At 50.8% G+C, this 26420-nt stretch carries 25 protein-coding genes; 7 read left to right on the top strand and 18 right to left on the bottom strand.

The window, feature by feature from the left end; genetic code table 11:
- Window positions 1–65 precede the first annotated feature (65 nt).
- The 11 genes from Q7C19_RS12330 to Q7C19_RS12280 all read right to left on the bottom strand — a co-directional run bounded on the left by Q7C19_RS12330 (window position 66) and on the right by Q7C19_RS12280 (window position 9503).
- Window positions 66–833: an enoyl-CoA hydratase-related protein gene (locus Q7C19_RS12330; protein ID WP_313491151.1), complete on the bottom strand. Its 768-nt coding sequence runs from the start codon at window positions 831–833 to the stop codon at window positions 66–68.
- On the bottom strand, window positions 830–2038 hold the full coding sequence (locus Q7C19_RS12325; protein WP_375092251.1) for an acetyl-CoA C-acyltransferase: 1209 nt from the start codon (window positions 2036–2038) through the stop codon (window positions 830–832). Before Q7C19_RS12325 ends, Q7C19_RS12330 begins: the two co-directional genes overlap by 4 nt.
- Window positions 2035–2901, bottom strand: coding sequence for a 3-hydroxyacyl-CoA dehydrogenase (locus Q7C19_RS12320; protein WP_056063783.1), 867 nt, complete (start codon window positions 2899–2901; stop codon window positions 2035–2037). Before Q7C19_RS12320 ends, Q7C19_RS12325 begins: the two co-directional genes overlap by 4 nt.
- Before the next feature lie 74 nt (window positions 2902–2975).
- Window positions 2976–4484, bottom strand: a complete 1509-nt coding sequence (locus Q7C19_RS12315) for an aldehyde dehydrogenase family protein (protein ID WP_290782614.1) — start codon at window positions 4482–4484, stop codon at window positions 2976–2978.
- A 5-nt stretch (window positions 4485–4489) separates the two neighbouring features.
- Window positions 4490–5269 (bottom strand): enoyl-CoA hydratase/isomerase family protein, encoded by a 780-nt coding sequence (locus Q7C19_RS12310; protein WP_375092250.1) that lies wholly within the window; start codon window positions 5267–5269, stop codon window positions 4490–4492.
- Entirely contained in the window at window positions 5247–5570 is a 324-nt protein-coding gene (locus Q7C19_RS12305) for an EthD family reductase (RefSeq protein ID WP_308102149.1), read from the bottom strand. The genes Q7C19_RS12310 and Q7C19_RS12305 overlap by 23 nt, the downstream gene beginning before the upstream one ends.
- A 15-nt stretch (window positions 5571–5585) precedes the next feature.
- Complete coding sequence (gene paaD, locus Q7C19_RS12300) at window positions 5586–6080, bottom strand: 1,2-phenylacetyl-CoA epoxidase subunit PaaD (RefSeq protein WP_056063796.1); 495 nt, start codon at window positions 6078–6080, stop codon at window positions 5586–5588.
- Window positions 6081–6094: 14 nt separating this feature from the next.
- The gene (paaC, locus tag Q7C19_RS12295) at window positions 6095–6880 is read right to left on the bottom strand and encodes a 1,2-phenylacetyl-CoA epoxidase subunit PaaC (protein ID WP_375092249.1); all 786 of its coding nucleotides are present in this window, start codon (window positions 6878–6880) and stop codon (window positions 6095–6097) included.
- The gene (gene paaB, locus Q7C19_RS12290) at window positions 6877–7221 is read right to left on the bottom strand and encodes a 1,2-phenylacetyl-CoA epoxidase subunit PaaB (RefSeq protein WP_023466991.1); all 345 of its coding nucleotides are present in this window, start codon (window positions 7219–7221) and stop codon (window positions 6877–6879) included. Before paaB ends, paaC begins: the two co-directional genes overlap by 4 nt.
- Window positions 7222–7235: 14 nt before the next feature.
- A complete protein-coding gene (gene paaA, locus Q7C19_RS12285) occupies window positions 7236–8207 on the bottom strand; it encodes a 1,2-phenylacetyl-CoA epoxidase subunit PaaA (protein WP_035411059.1) in 972 nt (323 codons plus the stop codon).
- 18 nt (window positions 8208–8225) lie between these two features.
- Complete coding sequence (locus Q7C19_RS12280) at window positions 8226–9503, bottom strand: phenylacetate--CoA ligase family protein (RefSeq protein WP_375092248.1); 1278 nt, start codon at window positions 9501–9503, stop codon at window positions 8226–8228.
- 331 nt (window positions 9504–9834) lie between these two features.
- Here Q7C19_RS12280 and Q7C19_RS12275 point away from each other — a divergent pair, with 331 nt between their 5' ends.
- The 7 genes from Q7C19_RS12275 (at window position 9835) to Q7C19_RS12245 (ending at window position 16691) form a co-directional block, all read left to right on the top strand.
- On the top strand, window positions 9835–10236 hold the full coding sequence (locus Q7C19_RS12275; protein ID WP_375092247.1) for a thioesterase family protein: 402 nt from the start codon (window positions 9835–9837) through the stop codon (window positions 10234–10236).
- A gap of 37 nt (window positions 10237–10273) precedes the next feature.
- Entirely contained in the window at window positions 10274–11416 is a 1143-nt protein-coding gene (locus Q7C19_RS12270; RefSeq protein WP_290786148.1) for a Glu/Leu/Phe/Val family dehydrogenase, read from the top strand.
- Window positions 11417–11429: 13 nt separating this feature from the next.
- The gene (gene pdhA / locus Q7C19_RS12265; RefSeq protein WP_375092246.1) at window positions 11430–12479 is read left to right on the top strand and encodes a pyruvate dehydrogenase (acetyl-transferring) E1 component subunit alpha; all 1050 of its coding nucleotides are present in this window, start codon (window positions 11430–11432) and stop codon (window positions 12477–12479) included.
- Window position 12480: 1 nt separating this feature from the next.
- Window positions 12481–13479 carry an alpha-ketoacid dehydrogenase subunit beta gene (locus Q7C19_RS12260; protein ID WP_375092245.1) on the top strand — a complete coding sequence of 333 codons (999 nt, stop codon included), beginning with the start codon at window positions 12481–12483 and terminating at the stop codon, window positions 13477–13479.
- Window positions 13480–13492: 13 nt separating this feature from the next.
- Window positions 13493–14713 (top strand): dihydrolipoamide acetyltransferase family protein, encoded by a 1221-nt coding sequence (locus tag Q7C19_RS12255; protein ID WP_375092244.1) that lies wholly within the window; start codon window positions 13493–13495, stop codon window positions 14711–14713.
- A 1-nt stretch (window position 14714) separates the two neighbouring features.
- Window positions 14715–16112: a dihydrolipoyl dehydrogenase family protein gene (locus tag Q7C19_RS12250; protein ID WP_375092243.1), complete on the top strand. Its 1398-nt coding sequence runs from the start codon at window positions 14715–14717 to the stop codon at window positions 16110–16112.
- Window positions 16113–16190: 78 nt separating this feature from the next.
- Window positions 16191–16691, top strand: a complete 501-nt coding sequence (locus Q7C19_RS12245) for a methylated-DNA--[protein]-cysteine S-methyltransferase (RefSeq protein WP_375092242.1) — start codon at window positions 16191–16193, stop codon at window positions 16689–16691.
- An 80-nt stretch (window positions 16692–16771) separates the two neighbouring features.
- Here Q7C19_RS12245 and Q7C19_RS12240 read toward each other — a convergent pair whose 3' ends face one another.
- The 7 genes from Q7C19_RS12240 to Q7C19_RS12210 are packed head-to-tail and all read right to left on the bottom strand — an operon-like array spanning window position 16772 to window position 26411.
- On the bottom strand, window positions 16772–17776 hold the full coding sequence (locus Q7C19_RS12240) for an aldose epimerase family protein (RefSeq protein WP_375092241.1): 1005 nt from the start codon (window positions 17774–17776) through the stop codon (window positions 16772–16774).
- Window positions 17773–19269 (bottom strand): UDP-glucose--hexose-1-phosphate uridylyltransferase, encoded by a 1497-nt coding sequence (locus tag Q7C19_RS12235; protein WP_375092240.1) that lies wholly within the window; start codon window positions 19267–19269, stop codon window positions 17773–17775. Before Q7C19_RS12235 ends, Q7C19_RS12240 begins: the two co-directional genes overlap by 4 nt.
- Window positions 19270–19299: 30 nt before the next feature.
- Window positions 19300–20298, bottom strand: a complete 999-nt coding sequence (gene galE, locus Q7C19_RS12230; protein WP_375092239.1) for a UDP-glucose 4-epimerase GalE — start codon at window positions 20296–20298, stop codon at window positions 19300–19302.
- Window positions 20299–21471, bottom strand: a complete 1173-nt coding sequence (locus tag Q7C19_RS12225; RefSeq protein WP_290786126.1) for a galactokinase — start codon at window positions 21469–21471, stop codon at window positions 20299–20301.
- Window positions 21468–23591 carry an alpha-galactosidase gene (locus Q7C19_RS12220; protein WP_375092238.1) on the bottom strand — a complete coding sequence of 708 codons (2124 nt, stop codon included), beginning with the start codon at window positions 23589–23591 and terminating at the stop codon, window positions 21468–21470. Before Q7C19_RS12220 ends, Q7C19_RS12225 begins: the two co-directional genes overlap by 4 nt.
- A 14-nt stretch (window positions 23592–23605) precedes the next feature.
- Complete coding sequence (locus Q7C19_RS12215) at window positions 23606–25600, bottom strand: beta-galactosidase (RefSeq protein WP_375092237.1); 1995 nt, start codon at window positions 25598–25600, stop codon at window positions 23606–23608.
- 25 nt (window positions 25601–25625) lie between these two features.
- Window positions 25626–26411 carry a carbohydrate ABC transporter permease gene (locus Q7C19_RS12210; protein ID WP_035411101.1) on the bottom strand — a complete coding sequence of 262 codons (786 nt, stop codon included), beginning with the start codon at window positions 26409–26411 and terminating at the stop codon, window positions 25626–25628.
- Window positions 26412–26420: the final 9 nt, after the last annotated feature.

Here is a 26420-nt window from a genome sequence, read left to right as displayed (position 1 = left end):
CTCTCTCTTCAGTCGTTCATAGTGTGTATCGTTAGTATACGGGTTATTTCAAACGTCGACCATCCTCATCTTCCTTCAAAGCGTGGTGGTCGTTTTTCAGCGAAGGCTTGTAGCGCTTCCTGACGATCAGCCGTCGGAATGACGACTTCATAAGCTTCTGTTTCGAGCTGTAGTCCTTCTTCGAGTGAGACATCCCGCCCTTGATCAATCGCTCGCTTCGCTTGGCGCAAGGCGATCGGACCATTCTGTAACATCTGACCGGCAAACTCAAGACAGGTCGTCATCAACGCTTCCCGGGCGACGACGGCTGTCGCGAGTCCGTACCGTTCTGCTGTCATCGCATCGATTTTTTTCGCTGTGAAGATCAATTCCTTTGCCCGCGTCTCCCCAATCAGTCGTGGCAAGCGTTGTGTTCCACCGGCTCCTGGAATGATCCCGAAGCTAGTTTCCGTCAAGCCGACGAGTGCATCCTCGACGAGAAAACGGAAATCACAGGCAAGGATCCACTCGAACCCACCGCCGAGCGCGTGACCGTTGACGGCTGCGATTGTTGGTTGCGGCAATTGTGCGATCGAAGTGAAGACATTCCGGATCGCAAGGACATTGCGCCGGACTTCTTCTTCGTTTAAATGCACGCGTTCTTTTAAATCGGCGCCGGCGCTAAATGCTTTCCCCGTTCCCGTAAACAGGACGACCCGCGCTTCCGGGTCGACCGATAACGCATCGACTTGTTCTTGCAAAGCGACAAGCATCGGATAATCGAGACAGTTCAAACGTTCTGGACGATCAATCCGAACGATTGCGATATAGCCTTCTCGTTCTAAGTGAATCATACGAGCCCCTCCCGATCGACGACGAGTGCGATACCCTGTCCGACTCCGACACACATCGTCGCGAGACCATACGTCCGGTTCGTCCGGCGCATCTCATGCAATAATGTCGTCAAAATCCGCGCCCCACTTGCACCAAGTGGATGACCGAAGGCAATCGCACCGCCGTTGACGTTGACTTTTTCGCTTGGTAAACCAAGTGCTTCGATACAGGCAAGACTTTGAGCCGCAAACGCTTCGTTCAACTCGATTTGATCGAGCTGTTCGACCGTCAACCCTGCCCGTCGGAGGACTTTTTTCGTCGCGTCGATCGGTCCGATCCCCATGATGGCAGGTTCGACCCCTGCCGTCGCACTCGCCCGGTAATACCCAAGCGGCGTCAAACCGAGTTCGTTTGCTTTTTCTTCACTCATCAATAACAACGCCGACGCACCGTCGTTGACACCAGATGCATTCCCCGCCGTCACGGTACCGTTCGGGAATAACGGACGAAGTGTCGCCAGTTTCTCACGTGTCGTCTCAGGACGAGGATGTTCATCGCGGTCGAAGACGCTGACGTTACCTTTCCGGTCCGTTTGTGTGACCGCAACCAGTTCGTCCGTGAAGTGCTCTGCCTCGATCGCTCGTTTTGCGCGTTGTTGGCTTTCGAACGCAAAGTCGTCCTGTGCTTCGCGCGAGATTCCGTACTGACGGGCGACGTTCTCAGCTGTTTCCGGCATCGAATCCGTTCCGTATTGATCTGCTAAACGATCATTGACGAAGCGCCAACCAATCGTCGTATCGTACATCGTCTGATTGCCACGTGGGTTGGCCTGATCCGGCTTCGCGAGAACGAACGGTGCACGCGTCATGCTTTCCGTCCCACCAGCGATATAGATGTCACCTTCACCTAAGGCAATTCCGCGCGCCGCCGCGATGACGGCGTCGAGTCCTGATCCACATAAACGATTGATCGTCGTACCGGCTACTTCGACCGGTAGACCAGCTAGTAGTCCCGACATCCGGGCGACGTTCCGGTTATCTTCCCCCGCCTGATTCGCATTGCCGAAAATGACTTCCTCGATCGTCTTCGGATCGACTTGTAGATTGCGCTCAAGCAACGCTTCGATGACACGTGCCCCTAAATCATCCGGGCGAACTTGACGCAACGCGCCGTTATAGCGACCGATCGGTGTCCGAACGGCATCGATGATGGCGACCCGTTTCATGACGTCACCTCACGATTCGTGTAGTCGTAAACCCCACGACCTGTTTTACGACCGAGTCGACCGGCTTTGACATACTGTTCAAGCAGTGGTGCCGGACGGTATTTTTCACCGAGTTTCTCATGGAGATACTTTAAGTTGTGGAGTCGAGTATCGAGTCCGACCAAGTCACCCAGTTCAAAGGGTCCCATCGGATAATTCAAGCCGAGTTTGATTGCTTTATCGATCTCTTCCGGTGTTCCAAGCCCTTCTTGCAACATATAAAACGCTTCGTTTCCGACGAGCGCACTGATCCGTGAAGTCACAAAACCGGGAAACTCACGGATGACGACCGTTTCCTTCTGCATTTGACGCGCCACTTGCTCTAAGGCAGCAACCGTCTCATCCGACGTCTCAAGACCACGAACGAGCTCGATCAGTGGCATCAAATGAACCGGATTGAAGAAATGCATCGCCATGACCCGGTCCGCCCGGTTCGTAAAAGAGGCAATTTCCGTCGGACTCATCGTCGACGTGTTCGTCGCAAAGTAACAGTCCGGACGTGCATTCGCTTCTAACGTTTCAAAGACTTGCTGTTTGATGCTGAGTTGTTCCGGTACCGCCTCAATGACGAGATCCGCTTGTTGTGCCGCTGTTGCTAAATCCGTCGACAAACTTAATCGATCGAACAGTCCCTCGACTTCACTCGCGGACATTTTCCCCCGCGCGATGCCTTTCTCCGCGATGCGTTCGAGTTCTTGATAGGCACTTTCGACATACGCTTCTTTAATATCAACGAGTGTCACCTGAAATCCACGGTGTGCGGCAACGTACGCAATGCCACGTCCCATGACGCCGGATCCGACGACAACGATTTGTTCTACCATCTGATTTCCCCCTTATCCCCTGTGCTGTTAAAAAAGGCTGGACTTCCCGACGGAACTCCAGCCTTCCCTCTTGCTTATAGTCCGAACGGATTGAGTGGACGACTGCCGTAATACGACAAGATACTCTTCGTTTCTGTGTACAGATCAAGTGTTTCGATACAGAGTTCACGACCGAATCCTGATTGTTTATACCCACCAAACGGTGTACCTGGGAAAGCAGAAAACGGACAGTTGACCATGACGATACCGGCTTTGATTTGGTTGGCAACGCGCGTCGCTTTTGCACCGTCTTTTGTCCAAACCGCTGATCCGAGTCCAAACGATGTGTCGTTCGCTAAACGAATCGCTTCTTTTTCATCTTTGAACGGCATGACGACGACGACCGGTCCGAAGATTTCTTCATTGACCGCTTTCATCTCGTGCGTGACGTCCGTGATGATCGTTGGTGCGTACCAGAAGCCTTTTTCGTATCCTTCTGGTGCTGTCGCATGACCACCTGTGACGATCGTCGCTCCGTCTGCTTTCGCTGACTGGACGTATCCATCGATGACATCGACTTGTTGTTGGTCGATGATCGCTCCGACGTGTGTCCCTTTATCAAATGGATTGCCGAGAACGAGTTGTTTTGTCTTTGCGACGAATTGCTCCATGAACGCGTCGTAAATCTCTTCGTGAACATACAAACGTGAGCGTGCTTCACACGATTGACCGCTGTTATAGAAGATTCCGAACAATGAACCATCAACGGCTGCTGTCACATCTGCATCTTCAAAAACGATATTCGGTGATTTTCCACCGAGTTCGAGTGTGACTCGTTTTAGTGTTTCCGAGGCACGTCCCATGATGTCTTTTCCGACTGGCGTCGAGCCCGTGAAGGCGACTTTATCGACGTTTGGATGCTCGACGAGATGGTTGCCGATCTCGCGTCCTGAGCCTGGGATGACGTTGACGACACCTGCCGGAACGCCAGCTTCTAGACAAATCTCACCGAGAATGATCGCTGTCAACGGTGTCAATGTCGCTGGTTTGACGACGACCGAACAACCGACTGCGATCGCTGGTGCGACTTTCCAAGCTGCCATCATCAACGGATAGTTCCACGGGATGATTTGCGCACAAACACCGACCGCTTCTTTTTCTGTGTAGTTATGGAATTGTCCCGGCACGTTATTGACGACACCACGATGACCGACGATCGCACCTGCGTAGAACTCAAAGTCTTCAATCGCTTGCGTGACTTGTCCTTGTGCCGCTGCTAGTGATTTCCCTGTATCGAGAATCTCCAGTTCGACGATTTCGTTGAAGCGGGAACGCATGATGCTCGCAATCTTATTTAAGATTTGCGCGCGGCGTCCGACTGGCCACATCTTCCACTTCCCGTGATCAAACGCATCCCGTGCGGCTTGAACGGCACGATCAGCGTCTTCCTTCGACGCTTTTGCAACTTCCGCAATCACTTCACCCGTTGCCGGATTATATGTTTTAAATGTCTCGCCTGTTGCACCTTCGACTTGTTCGCCGTTAATGAGCAAATGATAGACGGACCGTTTCATTTCAAGTGTTTTTTCATGTACTGTCGACATTGTATTCACTCCTGTTCCTGTTGATTGAAAATCGGTGGGCGTTTTTCGAGAAAAGCTTGCATACCTTCTGTTTGATCGGCTGTTGCGAACAACAGATAGAAGTTTCGGCGTTCGTGCTCCATGCCATCTTGTAACGATAAATCGACGGCTTTGTTTGCTGCGTCCTTGATCAGTCGTAACGCCATGCTCGGCTGGTTCGATAACCGCTCTGCCATCGCAAGCACCGTCGCTTCAACGTCCATCGTCACTCGATTGATGATACCGAGTCGTTCCGCTTCCTCTGCCTGCATCCGGTCACCCGTGAAGAGCCATTCGAGCGCCCGCGTTCGACCAATGCATTTCGTCAAACGTTGCGTCCCGCCTGCTCCCGGCATGACGCCGAGTCCGACTTCTGGAAAACCGAACTGAGTCGCGGGATCGGCGTAGATTAAATCACAAGCGAGCGCCAGTTCGAAGCCGCCTCCGAGAACAAAACCGTGGACACCTGCGATGATCGGTTTTTTGATTCGGCTGATCCGGTCCCAGTCCGCGAACGGATCGAGGAGTTCCATCGAGATCGGTGTCGCTTCAAGCATCTCCTCGATATCAGCACCTGCTGAAAACGACTTTCCGTTTCCCGTCAAGACGATGACCGTCACCTGGTCGTCACGATCAAATATCTCCATCGCCTCGACGATTTCGCGGACCATCGTCCGGTTCAGCGCATTGTATCGTGCCGTCCGGTCGAGGCGAATTCGACCGATCCGACCAACCATTTCCGTCTTAACGTACTGTTGTGTCGGCATGGACATCTTCACCAATCATCAATGTGACGAGATCCCCCGCAAAGCTCATCAAGTCTTTCCCTGACGCTTTTCCTTCAATAGAACGCATGCCAGCTTGCATCGCTTCCTGACTTTCATAGACCATCTCGCACATTAAGTAGTACTTTCCGTCTCCACCCATTGGTGAACCAACGATTTTTGTGACGTTCATTTCTTGTAGTCCTGGAATTTTTGCTGTTAACGGACCATGGACCTCAAAGTAATGCTGATCGAATGCTTCCTTATTTTCCGGGTGTTTGTACAATGCGATTAATTTTGCCATATTGATTACCTTCCTTCACATGAGAGTAGAGACGGGTTTCATCGCCTCGAATGGATTTTTACATGATTTACAGTAGAGAATACTTCGACATGCCGTCGGTCCGAATAAGTTTTCCATCGTCACATACGTCGATCCACAATACGGACAGTCAATCTCCCACTTTCCTTGTTCGAATCGAGGGGGTGCGATGCCGAATGCTTTTAATCCTTGCATCCCTTGTTCTGTGATTCGGTCCGATGTCCACGGTGGATCAAACCGGAACTGGACATCGACCTGTTCGACGTTCGGAATCACCTGCAAGGCAGCTTCGGTATTTTTTTTAATGATTTCAAGCGCCGGACAACCGAGAAACGTTGGGAGAAGCGTGACGTGCACCGTGTAGCCATGCGCCGTCGCTTCCGCGTCCATCGTCTCGACCATGCCAAGATCTAAAATACTGACGCTATCGATTTCTGGATCCTTCACCCCATTCAGGGCTTCACGGATCGCATGCTGAAGCGTTGTCGTCATGCTTCCCTCTCCTTTCACCACGTCGCCGTTTGATCAATCAGATAGACTTCTCCGAGTGTCGCGAGTGCGTCATTCAAGTCTTCCGTGTGATCGCCGTCCCGTCCATTGCGTGTCATCTGCATTTCTGGAAGGGTCACGTTCAATTCGACGAGTAACGGCGTGATCGTCTGATACCAACGATCAAGTAAAATCCCTTGCCCTTCAATCAATCGCATCTCTTCAATCATTTGACCGTGTTCACCATAATCGAACATGTCGCCGAAGTCGTAGAGGACTTTTTCTAGGGCTGCATCCATCTTCTGCCGCGCTGTTTCCGTCGATTGATAGAGCTGGGTGAACCATGTTTGCCAGTGCAGCAAATGATAGTACAACTCCATGTTGATCTTGACGGCAGCAGCAGCAAGGGGCTCGTAACTGCTCGATTTCAACGCATCAATCCGAATCTTTTTCGCGACCGTATAGCAATAGTTCCGGACGACAGCGAATGCCCAGTCATATTCGGGTTTTTCCATATAGTAGCCGGGTCCATTGACACGTTCGACAAGAATCGAGTTCTTCCGTTCGTGTGCCAAGCGGACGTGGGCTAACGCATCGGCATTCCCTTCACCAAGTTCCTCAAGGAGTTGGTAATACATTGCCGCGTGCCCCATCGAATCTTGCGCGATCGAGGATGAAGCGACGTCCTCTTCGATATGCGGTGCAAGTCCGAGCCATTCCGAACCACGATATGCATAGAGGAAGTCATCATCTGCGAGTTGATACAGTAAGGAGGCGAGTGCCGTCCGTTCTTGTTCCGTCATTTCGAATCGCCTCCTTGCCACGACATGATTTCTTTTTCATCGAGCATCTGTTGCTCGTAATGCCGCCATTTTTTCTTCAAGTAGCCATATCCTTTAGTCGTCCGGTAGTCCTTATTATCAAGGCGTTGGAGCATCTGCTTTTCATCGGGTGACAAACCACGGATATCTTCACGTTTGACGACCCAGATATCGACGACTGGTTCCCGGCGCATGAAGTTTTCTTGTGCCATCAGTAACGCCATCTCTTTATTTGGAGCAAGTAAACTGAATTGATGCGTGAACGCCGCGTTCGGCGTCCGTTTGCTAAAGACTTCGAATTCGTGATAGAACGTCTCGTTCATCGTACCTTCCCCTCTCATGCCTTCGTTTCAGCGAGTGCATCCCGTACCCAAGCATTATTCTCATAAGATGTCCGGCGCAGATCTAGTCGCTCTTTCGAACGCGGTCCTCCACCTTGGATGATCGTCTTGAATTTCGTCCAGTCCGGCTGTGCGTATTCCCATTGCCCTGTCTCTTCATCAAAACGTAACGTCGGGTCTGGAATGACGAGTCCGAGCGAACGAATCCGCGGCACGTACTTTGTAAAGAAGTTTTGCCGGAGCTCTTCATTCGTTTTCGTCCGAATCTTATAAGCAATCGTCACGTCCTGCTTCGATGTTCCGGTCGTCTCTTTCGAGGCTGGTCCAAAGAACATCAACAAGGATTCCCACCACTCATCCAGTGATTCTTGAATCATTGCCCGCTGTTCCGGTGTTCCTTCTGCGAGTGCCATGATGATTGACTCCCCATGTTGTGCGTGGAAGACTTCCTCTGCACAGATCCGTTGCAAGGCACGCGCGTACGGTCCGTACGAAGCGCCGAGCATGTTCGTCTGCGTGATAATTGCCGCCCCATCGACAAGCCAACCAATCATTCCGGCATCGGCCCATGACCGTGTCGGCATGTGGAAGACGTTGTGAAATTTCAATCGTCCCGTAAATAAATCATCCATCAAATCCCCACGTGTCTTGCCATACGGCTTCATCAAATCCTCAACGACACGAAGCAACAATTGCCCGTGTCCCATCTCATCCTGGACCTTCGCCATGATGCCAAGTTTTCGTCGAAGCGATGGTGCTTTTGGAACCCATTCTTTTTCCGGAAGTGCACCCATGATTTCACTGATACCGTGCATCGAAATCAGTTTAATCAGTGTGTCTCGGTAAAAAGCAGGCATCCAGTCATCGGCTTCGATCTTTTCACCTTGCTCGATTCGTTCTTTGAAGCGTGCTAATTTTTCGTCTTCCGTCAGTTGGACGGGTTCGAACAGTTGTGTTGCATCATACATGCTAGTTCCTCCTTTGAATCAGACGAGTGATGTCGAGCGTCGATCAACGACCCGGACGGCTTTACCTTCCGATCGTGGTAACCCTTGATGCGGGTGACAGACGAGATCAATGGAAATGAGACATTCCGACTTGATGGCGTCACATATCGAACGCATTTGTCGTTCTGAGATATTTTCGAATTCGATATGTAGCTCAACAGCATCGAGTCCGGCTTTACGTACGAGATGGATTTGATAATGTGGCGTCACGTCCGGTTGTTGGAGCAAGACCCGCTCGATTTCTGACGGAAAGACGTTGACCCCTCGGATAATCAGCATGTCGTCCGTCCGCCCTTTGACACGTGACATTCGTGTCGTCGTCCGACCACAAGCGCACACTTTACGCGTGATTGAAGCTAAGTCGCCTGTCCGGTATCGAATGATTGGGAGCGCTTTCTTTTTCAAGCTTGTAAAAACGAGTTCCCCGACCATGCCATCTGGTAACGGTTCCCCCGTAACGGGATCGACGACTTCCGTAATGAATAAGTCATCCATGATATGCAGACCTGCTTGCTCTTGACACTCCATTGCGACACCCGGTCCCATGATTTCGCTGAGTCCATAGATATCGAGTGCCTGCAGATCAAAGGTCTGTTCGAGTGTCTGCCGCATCTCCTCAGACCAGGGCTCGGCCCCAAAGATGCCATAACGCATACTTGTTTTCCGTGGATCGATACCACGTTCAATCATGCGTTCTGCCAAGCGTAAAATATACGAAGGCGTACCACAGATTCCGTCCGGTCGGAAATCCTCGATCAATGTGATTTGGCGATCCGTGTTGCCACCGGAAATCGGTAAGATCGTCATGCCTAGTTTTTCTGCTCCTGCATGAAGCCCGAGACCACCTGTGAACAATCCGTAACCATACGCATTGTGCAGCAAATCAGCTGGTGATCCACCGGCTAAGACTAAACTGCGTGCCACGGCACCGGCCCAGTCATCTAAATCTTCTTGCGTATATCCGACGACGGTCGGTTTACCGCTCGTTCCAGACGAGGCATGAATCCGGGTGACCTGTTCTCGTTCGACGGCAAATAGTCCGAACGGATAATGATCGCGTAAATCTTGTTTACGTGTGAAGGGAAACTTTCGTAGATCCTCGATCGTTTGAAAATCGTTCGCCGTCATCTGTAAGGTCTGCAGACGTTCTTGATAGAACGGGACGCGCGTGACGTGTTCCATCGTTTGGCGCAATCGCTCCATCTGCAACTGCTCCCGCGTTTCAGCATCCATCGTTTCGTGATGTTGATCGTACATATCTGCACCTCCTCATCATGTATACAATAATAAAACGGTCGTTTGTTTTTAGTTATATGTTTAACGTACGATACGTTCACAATGTTGTCAATCTTGTTTTGTTAAATGCTCCCAAACGATTCTCCCTCTATCACTTCAACGCATCTTATCGATAAATTAATCAACATTAAACAAGAGATTTCATGATAGACAGTCTTTTTTTGGAAAATATTTTTGAAATGATTTGCTCATTTTGTAACGGGTTGATAAAATATCGTGTGACAAGTGTTATACTATTTTTGGTAAGACCACTTGGTTGAATAAAGATGCGGTGTTGTGAAAGGGGATCACGATGAAACTAGGGTTAGCTGTCGGGGATACAGCAGAGATTCAAGCGGTCGTCTCGGAAGATATGTTTGCACGATTCGAAGGTCAGCTCGTTCATCCAGCATACTCCACCGTTTCGATGGTTTATCACATGGAATGGGCAGCACGTCAACTAATCTTGCCTTACCTAGAAGCTGGTGAAGAAGGTGTTGGGGGTGCAGTTTCACTGAAGCATCTTGGTATGGCAGCGGAAGGAGCACGATTGATCATAACCGCGACAGTAACGTCGATGACCTCACGTCGCGTTGACGCGAGCATTGAAGTCCGAGACGGACAAACGATCATCGGTACAGGGGAAGTCACACAATTCATTTTAGAAAAAAGGCGGATTCAAGAAAAATTACAAAATAATGTTCCGACAAAATGAAAGCGCTTACTTATATTTGATAGAGGAGGACTCTACTATGAACATGTTAAACCCATCTACGAATCCAACGCTCTCGATCATGGAAAAAATCGCTGGTCACGAACAAGTCGTCTTTTGCAACGACCCTGTCTCGGGGTTACAAGCCATCATCGCCATTCATGATACGACGCTCGGTCCTGCTCTCGGTGGATGCCGCATGGCGCCTTATGCTTCTGTTGATGAAGCACTTGACGATGTGCTGCGTTTGTCGCGCGGTATGACGTATAAATGCGCTGCCGCTGATGTTGATTTTGGTGGTGGTAAAGCCGTCATCATCGGTAATCCAGCGACGGATAAATCACCAGAGCTTTTCCGTGCCTTCGGTCGCTTCGTCGATTCGCTCGGTGGTCGGTTCTACACGGGAACGGACATGGGCACGACGATGGATGATTTCGTTCATGCTAGCCGAGAAACATCACGGATCGTCGGCATTCCGGAAGCATTTGGTGGTAGTGGTGATTCATCGATTCCAACGGCTGAAGGTGTCGTCTATGGATTACGGGCGACGATCGAGACGTTATTCGGTTCAGATGAATTAAGTCGGGCAACCTACGCGATCCAAGGACTCGGAAAAGTCGGCTTTAAGGTCGCCGAACAACTGTTGCTCGCCGGGGCGACGATTTATGTCTCTGACGTCAATGAAGCGGCACTAGCAGCAATCGTAACCCAAGCTGAAATGACGCCTGGCACGGTTCGCGTCGTCTCGCCTCATGAAATTCATCTGACGGATGCTGATATTTTTGTCCCGTGTGCATACGGTGGTGTCATTCACGCTCAAAACATCGCGCTCTTACCGTGCAAAGCCATCTGTGGTTCGGCGAACAACCAACTCGCGGAAGAACAACTTGCTCACGTCTTGATGGATCGTGGCATCTTATATGCCCCAGACTATATCGTCAATGGTGGTGGGCTGATCCAAGTGGCAGACGAACTGTATGGAGCAAATCACGAACGGGTTCTCCTAAAAACGCGTCACATCTATGACGCAGTTCTCGAAGTCTTCAAAGAGTCGCAAGCAGAGAACATCACGACGGTCGAAGCGGCGAACCGGATGTGTGAAAAACGGATGCAGATTCGGGCGAAACACAACAACATCTTCACGAACACGACAAAACCAAAATGGGATATCCGTAACCACTGAAGGAGGGACTGACATGGAGCAACATTTTCCGATTCAACGCATTATCGATGAAGAAGGTCGTATCACCGACGCCTCAAAAGAACACGATCTGACAAAAGAGCTTGCCCTCACCCTATATGAACAGATGCACCGGATCCGGACGTTCGACCGGAAAGCGATCAACTTACAACGCCAAGGGCGCCTCGGCACTTATGCACCGTTCGAAGGACAAGAGGCAGCGCAAGTCGGTAGTGCACTCGCGTTGTCCGATCAAGACTGGTTGTTCCCGACGTATCGGGATCACGGCGCAACGTTGACGTTCGGTGCCGACATGGTGCGGACACTCCTCTACTGGAACGGTCGTGTTGAAGGTTGCGTCCCGTCTGAGAAACACATCTTTCCTCCTGCTGTGCCGATTGCAACGCAAATTCCGCATGCCGTCGGTGCCGCATGGGCGGAAAAACGAAAAGGCACGACGAACGTCGCGGTCGCCTACTTTGGTGACGGAGCGACGTCTGAAGGGGATTTCCATGAAGGAATGAACTTTGCAAGCGTCTTCCAAGCACCAGTCATCCTGTTTAACCAAAACAATCAGTTCGCGATCTCTGTTCCGATCGAAAAACAGATGCATTCTGAGACGATCGCGCAAAAAGCGATTGCCTACGGGATGCCAAGTGTTCGGATTGATGGAAACGATGCTTTTGCCGTCTATTTTACGATGCAAGCAGCTGTTGAACGTGCCCGTTCTGGTGGTGGACCAACATTGATCGAAGCCGTCACGTGGCGGTTTGGTGCCCATACGACAGCAGATGATCCAACAAAATACCGGGATCAAGCACGCTCGCGCGACCGAGTTGATCCGCTCGATCGACTCGAACACTTCTTAAAACACCAAGGCTATTTTGACGAAACATGGATGCAACAGCTGCAGGAACGGCATCAAACAGAAGTCGAAGCGGCAGTAGTTGCGATGGAGCAATTCAAGGCGCCAGACATCAATGACTTGTTCGATCATACGTACGCAACTTTACCGGTTGATGTCCAGCAACAAAAAGAAGCGTATTTGCTAGCAAGGGGGAAATGAGATGGCAACACCAATCAATCGTCAAACAGAAATGACACTCGTTCAAGCTGTCACGGATGCCCTGCGGACAAAATTGTCGGAGGATGAGACGACACTCGTTCTTGGAGAAGATGTCGGAAAAAACGGTGGCGTCTTCCGAGCGACGGACGGCTTACAAGAAGAGTTCGGTGAAGACCGGATCGTTGATACACCGCTCAGTGAAGCCGGCATCGTCGGTACATCGATCGGTCTTGCCATCAATGGCTTTAAACCGATCGTCGAGATTCAATTTCTCGGCTTCATCTACCCTGCCTATGAACAAATCATGACCCATGTCTCTCGTATCCGGATGCGAACGATGGGACGCTATAGTGTGCCGATGGTCATTCGTGCGCCTTATGGTGCCGGCATCCGGGCACCGGAAATCCATTCCGATAGTACGGAGGCGCTCTTTACATCAATGCCCGGTCTCAAGGTCGTCTGTCCGGCGACACCGTACGACGCAAAAGGGTTATTGATTGCTGCGATTGAAGATCCAGATCCCGTGTTGTTCCTCGAGTCGATGCGTAGTTACCGTTCATTCAAGGAAGTCGTACCGAGCGAGTCCTATACCGTCGAGATCGGAAAAGCGCGCTGCGTCAGTGAAGGGACGGACGTGACGTTGATCGCTTGGGGGGCAATGGTCCAAGTGGCTCACAAGGCAGCGATGACTGCACAGGAACGCGGTATCTCTTGCGAAGTCCTCGACTTACGGACGCTCTATCCGCTTGACCGGGACACAATCGCTGCTTCCGTTCAAAAGACCGGTCGTGCCGTCATCGTGCATGAAGCCGCAGCGATGGGTGGTCTCGGGAATGATCTCGTCACGTTGATCAACGATACGGCGTTTCTTTATTTACGGGCACCAATTGCCCGTGTGACAGGTTTTGATGTTCCGGTTCCACTGTTCGCCCTCGAAGACCATTACATTCCGACGCCGGAACGAGTCCTTGCGACGATTCAGCGTACGGTCGAGTTTTAAGGAGCTGAGTCCCATGATCGAAGTCAAGTTACATGATGTCGGGGAAGGTATGACGGAAGGTGAAATCGCGCATTATCTCGTTCAAGTCGGAGACCACGTCACGACCGATCAACCGGTCGTTGAGGTTGCGACCGATAAGATGGTCGCTGAACTACCGGCTCCTGTCTCCGGAATCGTCAAGGAGATCATCATTCCGGTCGGTCAGACGGTGCATGTCGGTACGACGTTGTTGCACATCGAAGCAAGTAACGCTTCTGAAGTGCCGGTCGCGGTAAAACCTGAAGTGTCGCGCGTATCTGAACCAGCGCCTGTCGCTGTCGCGGCCCCACCTGCTCAAGCATCTCCATCAAAACGTGTCCTAGCGACACCGTATACACGAAAACTTGCTCGTGACCACGGGATTGATATCGAAGCTGTGACGGCTTCGGATCCATCAGGTCGAGTTTCAGAGGACGATGTCCTTCGCTTCGTCAATGCTGCAGTTGCTCCACAGGAGACGGTTCCATCCGTCGTCGAGGAGGAGGTCACGCAACAACAAACGCCACCGGAAACGATTCCGTTCCGCGGCATTCGTAAGCAAATCGCGAAAAAGATGACCCAGTCGCTGTACACGATTCCGCACGTCACCCACTTTGAAGAAGTTGACATGACGCGCTTGCTCGCACTACGCGCAGAATGGAAAACCGCTGGACGAAATATCAACATCAATGCTTTCTTCATCAAAGCCTTGATCGTTGCCTTAAAAGACTATCCCGTCTTCCATGCCAAACTCGATGAAGCGAATGAATGTATTCGATTAGAGCAGGATTTCCACTTTGGCATGGCAACCGAGACACCAGACGGGTTAATGGTGCCAGTCATCCGTCATGCCGATCGGCTCTCACTGACGGAATTGCATGATCAACTGATTTCGTTGCAACAACGTGCTCAAAACGGTGCCTTACGTGCAGCGGACTTAAAGCCAAGTACCTTTACGATGAGCAATGTTGGTCCACTGGGCAGTACGGGGGCTACACCAATCATCAACTATCCGGAAACGGCATTGATTGCTTTCCACAAGACGAAAAAACGAGCCTGTGTCGATGAAGACGATCAAATCGTCGTCCGCTCGATGATGAATTTGTCGATGTCGTTCGATCATCGCGTCGCAGACGGGGCAACGGCCGTTGCCTTTACAAATCGATTCGTTTCACTGATTGAACATCCGACTACCCTACTTTTGGAGTTGATCTAACATGGTTGTTGGCGAACTTACACAAGAACGGGATCTCCTGATCATCGGTGGGGGTCCCGCAGGTTACACGGCAGCGATCCGTGCTGCGCAAGGCGGTCGTAAGGTGACACTGATTGAACAAGCTGAACTCGGTGGACTTTGTTTGAACCGAGGCTGTATCCCGTCCAAGGTTTATGCGCATGCGGCAGAAGAAATGTTACGCTTGCCTCATCTTGAAGACCTTGGATTCACCACCCCTACTGTCCATGACTTCAGTAAACTGAATGCTTACCGCAATCGTGTCGTGCAGCAATTACGTCAAGGTGTCGTCGCCCTCTGTCAGGCGAATCAAATCGAGCATATTTCTGGTGCAGCTTCCTTCCTGTCAGAGGACCGGATCGGTGTTGAGTCGGGACATCAGTTCGATACGTATCGATTCCAAGATGTCATCATCGCGACCGGTAGTCACAGCATCCAGCACGAGGAATCGTGCCGACTGAATGCCGAACAGCTTTATCAACTCGAGCAGTTACCAACCAGCTTATTGATCATTGGCTCCGACACATTAGCACTTGAAGCCGCAGCCTGTTTCCATGCTCTCGGTACAGAGGTGACTTTGTTTGCCGATCAATTGTCGCTTGAACCAAGCGTTGAAAAGGAACTGAAGCGGACATTCAAAAAACAAAAAATCCGTCTCGTGTCGGATGTCGTGACACAGATCGATGCTTCAGTAGACGCGACCGTCACGGTCATGAAAAACGGTGAAGAAGTCACCTATCATGGCGCCTATCTGTTCCAATCCCTCGCCCGGATTCCGAACAGTTTGACGCTCGGTCTCGAACGGATCGGCGTGACGCTTGCAGAAGACGGGACGATCCCCGTCGACGCATACGGACAAACCGATCAACCGCATATTTACGCGATCGGTGATGTGACCCCGGGTCCACAGTTCGCCACTCGTGCGATTCACGAAGCGAAGCGGACCGCAGCTCACCTGTCCGGTCAAGACGTCGATCCGACGACACCGTATTATCCGACCGTTCTGCGAACGTTTCCTCCGATTGCTTCGGTCGGGATGACGGAACAGGAAGCCCGTGAAGTCGGACATACTGTTCAGAGTGGACAGTTCCCACTAAATGCAAACGGAGCGACGACGATTGAAGGGGGCAGTGGGTTCGTCAAGGTCATCACTGACGAACAGACATCACTGATCCTTGGTATTCATATGATCGGTGACGATGCTCATCGTCTCGTCGGTCAATTCACCCAAGCAATGGAACTGACAGCGAAACGAGAAGATCTCCTCTTCCCTGTCATGGCACACCCTAGTCGAAGCGAAGCATTGACGGAATCGATGGAAGCCTTATTCAGTCAATCGATCCACCTTCCACCGCGGCAACAGATCGGTTCGCGCGCGTAATCAAAAGAGGTGTCTCTGCGCAAAAATCACTTCTTGGGGATGCGTCACTTCATTTCGTGTAGAAAGGAAAACATGGTCATGGAACTGTACTTCACTCGTTTGCACTGGAATACGCATACGTTTCCGGTCGCCGCTACAGCGGATGGTCTCTGTTATGTCGGCGCTTGGGATGAACCGGAGGATTTATTCGACGACTGGTCGCGGAAACACTTGCCTCGGGCGGAACGAATTGCTTCTGATACCGCGCTTGCTCCATATACGGAGCAACTGCTGGCCTACTTGAATCAGCAGTCGACGACACTGTCCTTTCCAATCGCACCAGTCGGTACCCCGTTTCAACTTGAAGTCTGGAATGCTCTACGTGCGGTACCGTACGGTCAAACCGCCACCTACTCCGATATCGCGGAACGTCTTTTCCGACCGAACGCGACTCGCGCGATTGGCACGGCAATCGGCAAAAATCGATTACTGCTTGCGATCCCGTGTCACCGGATTATCGGCAAAAAAGGCGATTTGCTCGGCTATCATGGTGGACTGAATATGAAGCGGACGCTACTCGCGCTCGAGCAACGTCTGTGAATTGAGACTTTTCCTTCCCTGTTCTACCACAAATAAGCCCCGCTTCCCTGTCCAATTGGACACGGGAAGCGGGGCTTATTTCAAGATACTACACTAAAATGATAAGCTGTTTTCCAGTGATAGGTCTCACCTGGTGACAACAAGATTGATGGAAAATCAGATTCATGGACTGCATTCGGATGGACTTGTGTTTCAAGGCATAAACCAAGTGATGGTCGAGCAGGAACACCGTGAACCGTATAATCGGTCAGTAGTTGCGTTCCCGTATAGAGCACGACCGCCGGCTGATTCGTCGTGACGTCGACGAAACGACCGGATACCGGATCTGCAAGTCGAAGTGTGTTATCCCGCAACACGAAGGGATGATCGTAGCCATTTCCGACAGCGATCGTCTCAGGATGCTCAAGCGTAATTCCCTTACGAATCGACTGACCGTTCCGGAAATCGAATGGGGTTCCGGATACATCCCGTTGTTCGCCTGTCGGCAAGCCGTCTGGCTGGACCGGTAAGTAACAGTCGCTTGGTAACGTCAAGACATGATCTAACACATCTCGCTTCGCATTTCCAGATAGGTTGAAGTACGTATGATTCGTCAGATTGAGTGGTGTCGTCTGATCCGTCACCGCCGACATCTCAAGTGTCAATGTCGTATCTTTTAGTCGATAAAACACATCGAGTGTGACTGTTCCCGGATAACCTTCTTCTCCGTTTGGACTTTTTAAGCGCAAATGGAATAATGTATCCGTCGCTTCGATGACATCAAACCACGCTTGATCAAATCCGTGAATTCCACCATGCAGATGATTCGCCCCGTCGTTTGCGACGAGCTGATAAACGTCTCCCGCTACTTCGAAACGTGCCTGTCCGATTCGACCAGCGACGCGTCCGACGATTGCCCCGAAGTACGGCGAGTGTTGTTGATAGTCTTTCACCGTCTCTAGACCTAAGACGACGCTTTCCAAATGACCATCCCGATCAATCGTCCGGATGTCCTGGATAATGCCGCCATAGTTCCAGAGTGTCACTTCGATGCCTTCCTGACGTAATGTATGTCGAATCAACTCTTTCTCAAGTAGTCGTGTCATCGTTGTTCCTCCACTGGTTGGCGCGTCACGAGTTGAACGAATCGTCCGAACGCCGCCTGACCTTCCTCTGTCTGTTTAAAGACACCACAGTCCTCAAGACCACGTACGAATTTTGCAGCAACTGCTTGCTCGACGTATGTCGTGACATGTTGTCCGACATACGCTTGTTTTAGTTCCTGTGCCCAGTCAGCATGAGCGACAGCTACTTCGTCGACTTCACCTGTGATGAACTGTTCGACCTGTTGCAACTCTTGAAGCAGGCGTGCCGGTAAGACTGCCAGTCCCATCACTTCGATCAAACCGATATTTTCTCGCTTGATGTGGTGAATATCGGCATGCGTATGAAAAATACCGTCCGGATGTTCTGCTGACGTCCGGTTGTTCCGTAAGACGAGATCGAGCTCGAATTGTCCATCACGTTGACGGGCGATCGGCGTCACGGTATTGTGTCGCGTCTCACCAGTATGTGAACGAATCTCTTGACTCTCATCCGTGTACGTCAACCATGTCTCATAGACGGTCGTCGCAGCATTGAGTAATGCCGACGCATCTTCACTCTTTAGACGCAACACACTCAGTGGCCAGTGTAATGTCTCCCCAGTGACTGTCGGCTGATCCGGGAACGTAAAGGATGTTAAAGTTTTTGCTCGGTCCATCGCAAACGTATAGCGTCCGCCCTGATAATGATCATGCGTCAGGATCGATCCACCGACGATCGGCAGGTCCGCATTCGAACCAGCAAAGTAATGCGGGAACTGCTCAACGAAGGCAATCAGACGTGCAAAAGCATCCCGATTGATGACCATGTCACGATGTTCCTGCGACAGGATGATGCTATGTTCATTGTAGTAGACGTATGGTGAGTATTGCAGTGCCCACGATTCTTCCATCAGTGTCAGCGGAACAACCCGGTGATTCGCACGGGCCGGATGATTCGCACGACCCGCGTAGCCGACATTTTCGACGCACAACAGACAGGTTGGATAGTTCGACGCCGTTGGTGCCTCTGTCCGAGCTGCTGCGATTTCACGCGGATCTTTTTCCGGCTTCGATAAGTTGATCGTGACATCGATCGTCCCGTAAGCCGTATCCGCTTGATAGCGTTTATTTTTAGCGATCCGCTTCGTTTGGATGTAGTTACTCGCTTGGCTCAGTTGATAGAAGTAATCTGTTGCCGCTACCGGTGATTCAGCGTACAGACGGCGGAATGCCGCCGTCACGTCAGATGGACGGGCAACGAAAATGTCCATCACATCTGCTGCGAACTGCTCTTTGTCTTCAAGACGCGCCGGCAACTGCCCACTTACGATCAACACTTCAATCATGTCGTCCAAAATATCGGGAATTGGGCGAGATGGTACGTCTGCCTGTTCTTCAAAATCGGCTTGACCGATTCGCGCTAGAATCCGGTTCCGGGCGTAGATCGCATCTTCCGGTTCAATCAAGCGTTTCTGGATCGCTTGCGCTACTAACTGTTGGATGAGTTCATTCATCGCCGTCACTCTCCTCATTCTGTCTCTCTATTAACGAACGCTCGTCCGGTACCCTTCTGGATTGTGCGCATGCCAATTCCAAGCATCACGGATGATCGTGTCGATGTCGGTGCGTTGTGGTGTCCAGCCGAGAACTTCTTTTGCTTTGGCAGATCCGGCGATTAAGATACTCGGATCCCCTGTACGACGTTCAATGATCCGTTCTGGAATCGGATGTCCCGTCACGCGACGGGCTGCTTCAATGATTTCCCGAACGGAAAACCCTTGGCTTGAACCGAGGTTAAAGATCGTACTCTCGTTTCCATCAGCCAAATAATCAAGTGCTCGCATATGGGCGTCGATCAAGTCCTCGACATGGATGTAATCACGAATACAGGTACCGTCAGGCGTTGGATAATCATCGCCATAGATCGAAATTTCTGACCGTTGTCGGTTGGCAACTTCGAGGACGAGCGGGATTAGATGGGTTTCCGGCGTATGATCTTCCCCGATTTCTCCTGTTACGCGCGCACCGGCAACGTTGAAGTAACGTAATGCGACATAACGTAAGCCATATGCTTGTTCAGACCATCGCATCATCTTCTCCATCATCAACTTCGTCTCACCATAGGCATTCGTCGGACGCGTTTCTGCTGTTTCGAGAATCGGCATCTGCTCCTGTTCACCGTATGTGGCTGCCGTCGAAGAAAAGACGATCTGTTTAATGTCATGGGCAATCATCGCTTCGAGCAACACTTGTGTCCCGTAAACGTTGTTATCAAAGTAGCGTAATGGTTCTGTCATCGACTCGCCAACGAGTGAAAAAGCAGCGAAATGGATGACCTGCTCAATCGTCTCTTCCGTAAAGACGCGATCGAGAAAAGCACGATCGCATATGTCTCCTTCATATAGACGTGCCCGCGGATGAACCGCTTCACGGTGACCGGACTGCAGATGGTCGATGACGACGACATCCTTTCCGGCATCAATCAATTGATAGACAGCATGGGAGCCGATATAACCAGCTCCACCTACGACTAAAGTTGCCATTTAGATGACCTCCCGTTCGATTTCACGTGCTCCGTCACCGACCGTCGCTGTATAGAACGTCGCTGGGTAACCGATCCGTGCTTCATATTGTTCGCCGACAGCTTGTTTGAACGCGTCGACTGCCTCGTCTTCAACAATCGCAATCGCACAGCCACCAAAACCAGCACCTGTCATCCGTGCGCCGAGCACACCCGGTTGCTCCCAAGCGGCTTCGACGAGTGTATCGAGTTCAATCCCTGTCACTTCATAATCTTCCCGTAACGAGACGTGTGAAGCATTCATCAACTGACCGAACGTCTTCAGTTCTCCCGCTTCGAGTGCCGCTAGTGCTTGAAGTGTTCGTTCATTTTCTGAAATCGCGTGTCGGGCACGACGCATCAAGATTTCGTCTTCCCATGCGACTTTCGTGAATTCTGACGTCGTCCATTGTCCAAGCGTTTCCCGTGATGTGAACTGATTGAGATAAGCGAGTGCTGCCTCACATTCCGCCCGGCGTTCATTATATTTCGAATCTGCCAGTTCACGGCGTTTGTTCGTATTCATGATGATGATCGTATATCCCGTCAAATCGAGTGGAGCATACGTATAGTCGAGCGTTTCACAATCGAGCAACAATCCCGCTCCCGCTTTCCCCATACCGATCGCAAATTGATCCATGATACCACTATTGACGCCGATATAACGGTTTTCGACCTGTTGACCAAAGCGGACGAGATCAAGACGTGGAATGTCTAATCCATACAATCGATCGAGCAAGACTCCGATGACGAGTTCAAGTGAAGCGGATGACGAAAGACCGGCTCCGTTCGGGATGTCACCTTGAATCAGGATGTCACATCCTGAATCGATTCGGTACCCTGCTTCCTGTAAGACTGTAATCATACCCTTCGCATAGTTCGCCCAACCGTGCTTCGCGTCATACGCCAGTTCTTCGAGTGCGACTTCGATGATGCCGTCCTGCTCAAAATTCAGCGAGTAGAAGCGGAAACGTTGATCGTCTCGTTTTCGTGCGATCGCATGCGTACCGAACGTCAACGCACATGGAAAGACGTGACCGCCATTGTAATCCGTATGCTCACCGATTAAATTGATCCGACCCGGGGCAAAAAAGCGATGCGTCGACGGTGAGCCAAACCGCTGTTCAAATTGTGCTTCTAACGTCTGGTCTGTCATACGATCGTCTCCTTTGATTCGAGTAGTGAGAGCGCACGATGGACCGGCTGAATCCGCAGACAGCGGGCTTCATAATCCGTCGTGTATGAGAACGTCAAGCCTTGTTGCATCAAGTAGGCACCGCTTAACGTCCGGTCCTCGACTTGGTAGCGCATTGTTGGGTCGAGTCCTTTTAGCTTAAAGTGATACTGATGTATTCCGTATTGCCGAAGTGGCGCGATCGCGAGCAAGACTGTTTCTTCTTCCGATGTATACTGCATGACGCTTGGTGTCTGTTGTGTGAAGGATGAAAGACGGTACTGGATGCCGCGTTGGATTGTCGGACGAATCGCTTGATAGGTCTCGATCCAGCCTTTTGCTTCCGCTAACTCATCCGTCGACCACTCGCTTAAGTTACCACCGATCCCGAGCGTTCCTTGCATCGAGGAGACGAAGCGTGTCGCAAGTGGTACGTTGCGTCCATTTAACCAGTTCGGTCCGTCCGTTACCCAGCAGCTCATCATCTTCGCGTTATAAGCGTAAGAGAAGTCATGCTGAATTTGTAAGCGATCGAGTGGATCCGTGTTATCACTTGTCCAGACTTGCTCCGTCCGTGCGAGGATCCCGAGATCAATTCGTCCGCCACCACCGGCACAGGCTTCGAAGTCGACCGCCGGATGCAAGCGACGCAATTCATCAAAGATCCGGTACAATGCATCGACGTGACGTTTCCATAATTCCTGTTGGCGATCCGTCTGGTCTTTTGGAACACCCGGTTCCGAGAAGGCACGGTTCATGTCCCATTTGATGTAGTCGATCGCATGACGCGTCAGCAAGTCATCCATCATCTCGAGAATGAATTGCTCAACTTCTGGTAATCCTAGATTTAAGACGTATTGATTCCGTGACGTCGTCCGAACCGCATCCCGTGCATGATAAATCCAATCCGGATGCGCCCGGTATAGATCAGAATCCGGGTTGACCATCTCCGGTTCGACCCATAACCCGAACTGTAACCCTTGTTGTTTTACATATGAGATCAAAGGCTCTAGACCATTCGGAAACTTTTCCCGATTGACGTGCCAGTCCCCGAGTCCCGCTTGATCGGAATGGCGTTCACCGAACCAACCGTCATCGACGACAAACAGTTCACAGCCGATTCCTGCTGCAAGATCGACGAGTTCACGTTGACCAGATTCCGTCACATCGAAATAGGTCGCTTCCCATGAATTATAGAGAACTGGACGATCAGTCGCACGCGGCATGATGACATCACGTTGGAACGCATGCGCATGGGCGCTCATATCTGCGAAACCGTCCGCATACCCGATGTAGAACGTCGGTGTCGTCAACTGTTGTTGATGTGATAGTTTCCAACTGAAATCAAACGGATTCATGCCACCCGATAGCTGAACGAAACCAAACGCATCTTGTTCGACGTGAATCGCCCAGTTACCCGAATAGGCAAAATGTCCGTAAACGACTTCACCGCCATCTTCTGTTGCATCCTGTTCGAGTGCAAACCAAGGATTCGCTTGATGACTCGTCACCCCGCGCCGACTTTCAATCGTCTGGCGTCCTGGTGTCACCGGTGTGATTTGTTTCTTGAACTCACCTGTCCACATCCCAGCGAAGTGATGCAGTTTTAAATTCGGTTGATGCCAACGTCCCATTGCGAAGGACTGGGCTGCTGTTAAACGAACAGGTAATCGTCCTGTATTTTCGACGACAATCGAACGACCGATGATATCGTAATCTTCAAACAGTTCATATTGCACTCCGACACGCATCTCCTGCAAGGGATCAAACAGCCAGAGCGTCAATTTCGTTTCTGTCTGCTCGGAGCGTTCAAACTGGAACTGGTGAATCCGTTGCCCGTCCTCTCTTTCCGACTTCAATGTCGGCTCCGTATACAACATCTCGCCGAATGGTACGAAATCGTACGTCGCGACGCCATCTGGTGATTCAAACGAACTGTGTGCGACGATCGGACTCGGTAACGCTTCATAATCATCTCGATATGGTAACTTGGCACCGAAATACGTGTGGATCAGCTTACCGTTCGCACCGATCGTGACGACGTGAGCGACCCGTTTCCCTTCGATGACGAAACGACGTCCTGTTACTTCAAAGATTGCCATGGTTCTCTTCCTCCTTACGTCGTCAGAATCAGTGTCTCAAGTGGTGCGAGCTGGACCGTTCCACGATATGTCCCATCTTTTGTCAATGCTTTGTATGTTCCGTCTAAAGTGACGTCCCGCGTTTCTTTCGTGTCATGGTTCATCAAGAAGAGGAAATCACGTGTTTCGCCGTGACGACGCACGATTTCAACTTGATCCGGCGCCTCGATCATCTCGATGCCGGCCTCAGTGAACGCTTGACGGTAAATTGTATCAATCATCGCATCATCAATCGATGAGCCGATGTAGGTAATCATTCCTTTATAGGCATTGCGCGTCACAGCCGCTACACCCTCGTAGAACGTATCTTCATAGACAGCGAGCGTCTCTGCTGTCGTTGGTGTGATCAAGTCACACCAGAGGCGCGCTGTTGAGGATTGTCCTGACATCTCGCCGATACCTGCCACCTGATGTTGCTGAACGGATTGAAGTGACTCATATTCGTCGATTTCAATACCCGCATACGGTGCGAATTTACCCGGTAACGTCGTCGGTACGACATGATTTTGTGCATCTTTGACACCTGTCCGGTACGTGAAGATGACGTGACCGCCTTGTTCCATGTACGCAATCAAGGCGTCATCGAACGTAGGATTCGTCAAGAAATAGAGTGGAACGATGATCAGTTTATAACGAGATAAATCATCACCTGGGAAGACGATGTCGGTTGCGACTTGTTGACGAACCGCTCCGCCATAGAAGCGGACGAACTCCGTCCTAAAATCAAACGCATCACTGTGCGGCTGATGCGTCCACGCCCAGACGTTTTCTTGATCGAAATAGACACCAACCTTCGCGTCGTAACGGCTCGCGTTAATCTCATCGCCATACGTATTCAGTTCCGTCATGATCTGTTTGACTTCTTCGAATTTCCGTTTCGGTTTTCCATCATGATCGATGATGCCGTGACAGAACTCCTCTGTTCCAAAATGAGCAGCCCGGAATCGGAAGTAGACGATCGCTTCTGCTCCTCGCGCGACTGCTTGATACGTCCAGAGACGAATATGCCCGGGTCGTGGCAAGTAACCGATTTTACTCCAGCCTTGTGCGCCACTCAACTGTTCCATGACCCAGAAGCCTTTTCCTTGCTTCGAAGAGCGGCAAAGATCATGATCGCTTGCCATCTTCTCGAACCGGTTCGGCTCCGGTAGTCCACCCCAGACCGGGTAGTTATCGAACGCGACGTAATCGAGATCTTGCGCCATTTGCTGTTGATTGACCGCCATGTCACTGTAGACGAGGTTGTGCGTGATGAAGACGTTCTCTGGGATGTAGCGACGTAAGACATCGACTTGTAATTTGTTGTAGTACGTATAGCCGTCGGCACAAAAACGATCGAAATCGACGAGCAGGGATGGGTTATGTTCCTGATAGACTTTACGCGGTACCGGGATTTGATCCCACGCCGTGTACGTCTGACTCCAGAAGACGGTTCCCCATGCTTCGTTCAAAGCATCAAGCGTTCCGTAACGGTTCTCTAACCAGCGCTGAAAAGCAGCGCGGTCGACATCACCGTAAGAACGATCCGATTTCTCATGCCCATATTCATTATCCGTTTGCCACCCGATAACACGAGGATGTTGACCGTATCGTTTCGCCATCTCTTCCGTGATCTTGACGGATAGTCGTTGGTACGTTTCGCTGTGGACCGTATAATGGCGACGAGCACCAAAGCTGATCGTCACACCGTTCTCATCGACCGGTAAGATTTCTGGATACTTCGTACACAACCACGCAGGTGGTGTCGCGGTTGGTGTCCCGAGTACGATATCGAATCCTTCCGCACTCAAACGTTCGATGACGTCATCCCAAAAACTAAAGTCATAGACGCCTTCTTCCGGCTCCATCATCGACCAAGCGAATTCTGCGAGACGAACGACGTTGACACCAAGTTCCTTCATCAGTCGGAAGTCTTCCTCCCATAGTGCTCGTGGTGTTTGTTCTGGATAATAATCGACTCCTAAATACATTGTGCTCCCCCTTACGCAAAAACAATTATTTTACTGCACCCGCCGTCATCCCTTTTTGGAAGAAACGTTGGAAGAAGATATAGAAGATCATCGTCGGTAAACTGATCAAAACAAGTGAAGCGTAGATTTTCCCTGGGTCCCCGCCAAGCGCATCCTTGAAGAAACTTGGTGCCATCGTGACTGTCTGATAAGCAGGGTCAGTCATGAACGTAAGAACCATCAAGTACTCGTTCCATGAGTTAAGGAACGCATAGATTAAAGCTGTTGCGAGCGCTGGTTTTGCGAGCGGTAGCATGACTTTGAAGAAGACTTCAAGAATCGTCGCACCATCGATATACGCTGCTTCCATCAATTCGTTTGGCAATTCATCAAAGTATCCTTTGATAAGCATCAGACCGAATGGTAAGAAGAAGGCAACTTCCGCTCCGATCAGTCCCCAGTGGTTGTTCAGCCCGTCAAATGAACGAAGCGTGAAGAACAAGGGTACGATCATCGATGCAACAGGTAACATGAGTCCAGCAAGGACCATGTTGAACAAAAGACGTTTTCCAGCAAACTCAAGCTTCGAGAAAGCGAACGCTGCGAACGCCAAAATCGTGATCGAGATGATGATCATGAAGAAAGCGACAAAGAAACTGTTGAAGACGAATGTCGGGAAGTTCGGGTTTTGCAATGTCGCAATATAGTTATCGAATCCATTGACGCGAAGACTCTCTTTGAACATGACGAAAATTGGGAATAACCAGACGATTGACGCAAGCGCCAATACGAGGTTAATCATCCAGCGGCTTTTTTTAGATTCTACATCCATGGGTCGTTC

This window comes from Exiguobacterium sp. PHA03, assembly GCF_041945985.1.
Lineage (GTDB): Bacteria > Bacillota > Bacilli > Exiguobacteriales > Exiguobacteriaceae > Exiguobacterium_A.
The sequence above is the reverse complement of the archived record's forward strand: the minus strand, read 5'-3'. Positions and strand labels throughout refer to the sequence as shown.

Coding starts and splice junctions, on each gene's coding strand:
- Q7C19_RS12330 (WP_313491151.1), bottom strand. CDS start 833: ATGATTCACTTAGAACGAGAAGGCTATATCGCAATCGTTCGGATTGAT.
- Q7C19_RS12325 (WP_375092251.1), bottom strand. CDS start 2,038: ATGAAACGGGTCGCCATCATCGATGCCGTTCGGACACCGATCGGTCGC.
- Q7C19_RS12320 (WP_056063783.1), bottom strand. CDS start 2,901: ATGGTAGAACAAATCGTTGTCGTCGGATCCGGCGTCATGGGACGTGGC.
- Q7C19_RS12315 (WP_290782614.1), bottom strand. CDS start 4,484: ATGTCGACAGTACATGAAAAAACACTTGAAATGAAACGGTCCGTCTAT.
- Q7C19_RS12310 (WP_375092250.1), bottom strand. CDS start 5,269: ATGCCGACACAACAGTACGTTAAGACGGAAATGGTTGGTCGGATCGGT.
- Q7C19_RS12305 (WP_308102149.1), bottom strand. CDS start 5,570: ATGGCAAAATTAATCGCATTGTACAAACACCCGGAAAATAAGGAAGCA.
- paaD (WP_056063796.1), bottom strand. CDS start 6,080: ATGACGACAACGCTTCAGCATGCGATCCGTGAAGCCCTGAATGGGGTG.
- paaC (WP_375092249.1), bottom strand. CDS start 6,880: ATGACGGAACAAGAACGGACGGCACTCGCCTCCTTACTGTATCAACTC.
- paaB (WP_023466991.1), bottom strand. CDS start 7,221: ATGAACGAGACGTTCTATCACGAATTCGAAGTCTTTAGCAAACGGACG.
- paaA (WP_035411059.1), bottom strand. CDS start 8,207: ATGTATGATGCAACACAACTGTTCGAACCCGTCCAACTGACGGAAGAC.
- Q7C19_RS12280 (WP_375092248.1), bottom strand. CDS start 9,503: ATGTACGATCAACATCACGAAACGATGGATGCTGAAACGCGGGAGCAG.
- Q7C19_RS12275 (WP_375092247.1), top strand. CDS start 9,835: ATGAAACTAGGGTTAGCTGTCGGGGATACAGCAGAGATTCAAGCGGTC.
- Q7C19_RS12270 (WP_290786148.1), top strand. CDS start 10,274: ATGAACATGTTAAACCCATCTACGAATCCAACGCTCTCGATCATGGAA.
- pdhA (WP_375092246.1), top strand. CDS start 11,430: ATGGAGCAACATTTTCCGATTCAACGCATTATCGATGAAGAAGGTCGT.
- Q7C19_RS12260 (WP_375092245.1), top strand. CDS start 12,481: ATGGCAACACCAATCAATCGTCAAACAGAAATGACACTCGTTCAAGCT.
- Q7C19_RS12255 (WP_375092244.1), top strand. CDS start 13,493: ATGATCGAAGTCAAGTTACATGATGTCGGGGAAGGTATGACGGAAGGT.
- Q7C19_RS12250 (WP_375092243.1), top strand. CDS start 14,715: ATGGTTGTTGGCGAACTTACACAAGAACGGGATCTCCTGATCATCGGT.
- Q7C19_RS12245 (WP_375092242.1), top strand. CDS start 16,191: ATGGAACTGTACTTCACTCGTTTGCACTGGAATACGCATACGTTTCCG.
- Q7C19_RS12240 (WP_375092241.1), bottom strand. CDS start 17,776: ATGACACGACTACTTGAGAAAGAGTTGATTCGACATACATTACGTCAG.
- Q7C19_RS12235 (WP_375092240.1), bottom strand. CDS start 19,269: ATGAATGAACTCATCCAACAGTTAGTAGCGCAAGCGATCCAGAAACGC.
- galE (WP_375092239.1), bottom strand. CDS start 20,298: ATGGCAACTTTAGTCGTAGGTGGAGCTGGTTATATCGGCTCCCATGCT.
- Q7C19_RS12225 (WP_290786126.1), bottom strand. CDS start 21,471: ATGACAGACCAGACGTTAGAAGCACAATTTGAACAGCGGTTTGGCTCA.
- Q7C19_RS12220 (WP_375092238.1), bottom strand. CDS start 23,591: ATGGCAATCTTTGAAGTAACAGGACGTCGTTTCGTCATCGAAGGGAAA.
- Q7C19_RS12215 (WP_375092237.1), bottom strand. CDS start 25,600: ATGTATTTAGGAGTCGATTATTATCCAGAACAAACACCACGAGCACTA.
- Q7C19_RS12210 (WP_035411101.1), bottom strand. CDS start 26,411: ATGGATGTAGAATCTAAAAAAAGCCGCTGGATGATTAACCTCGTATTG.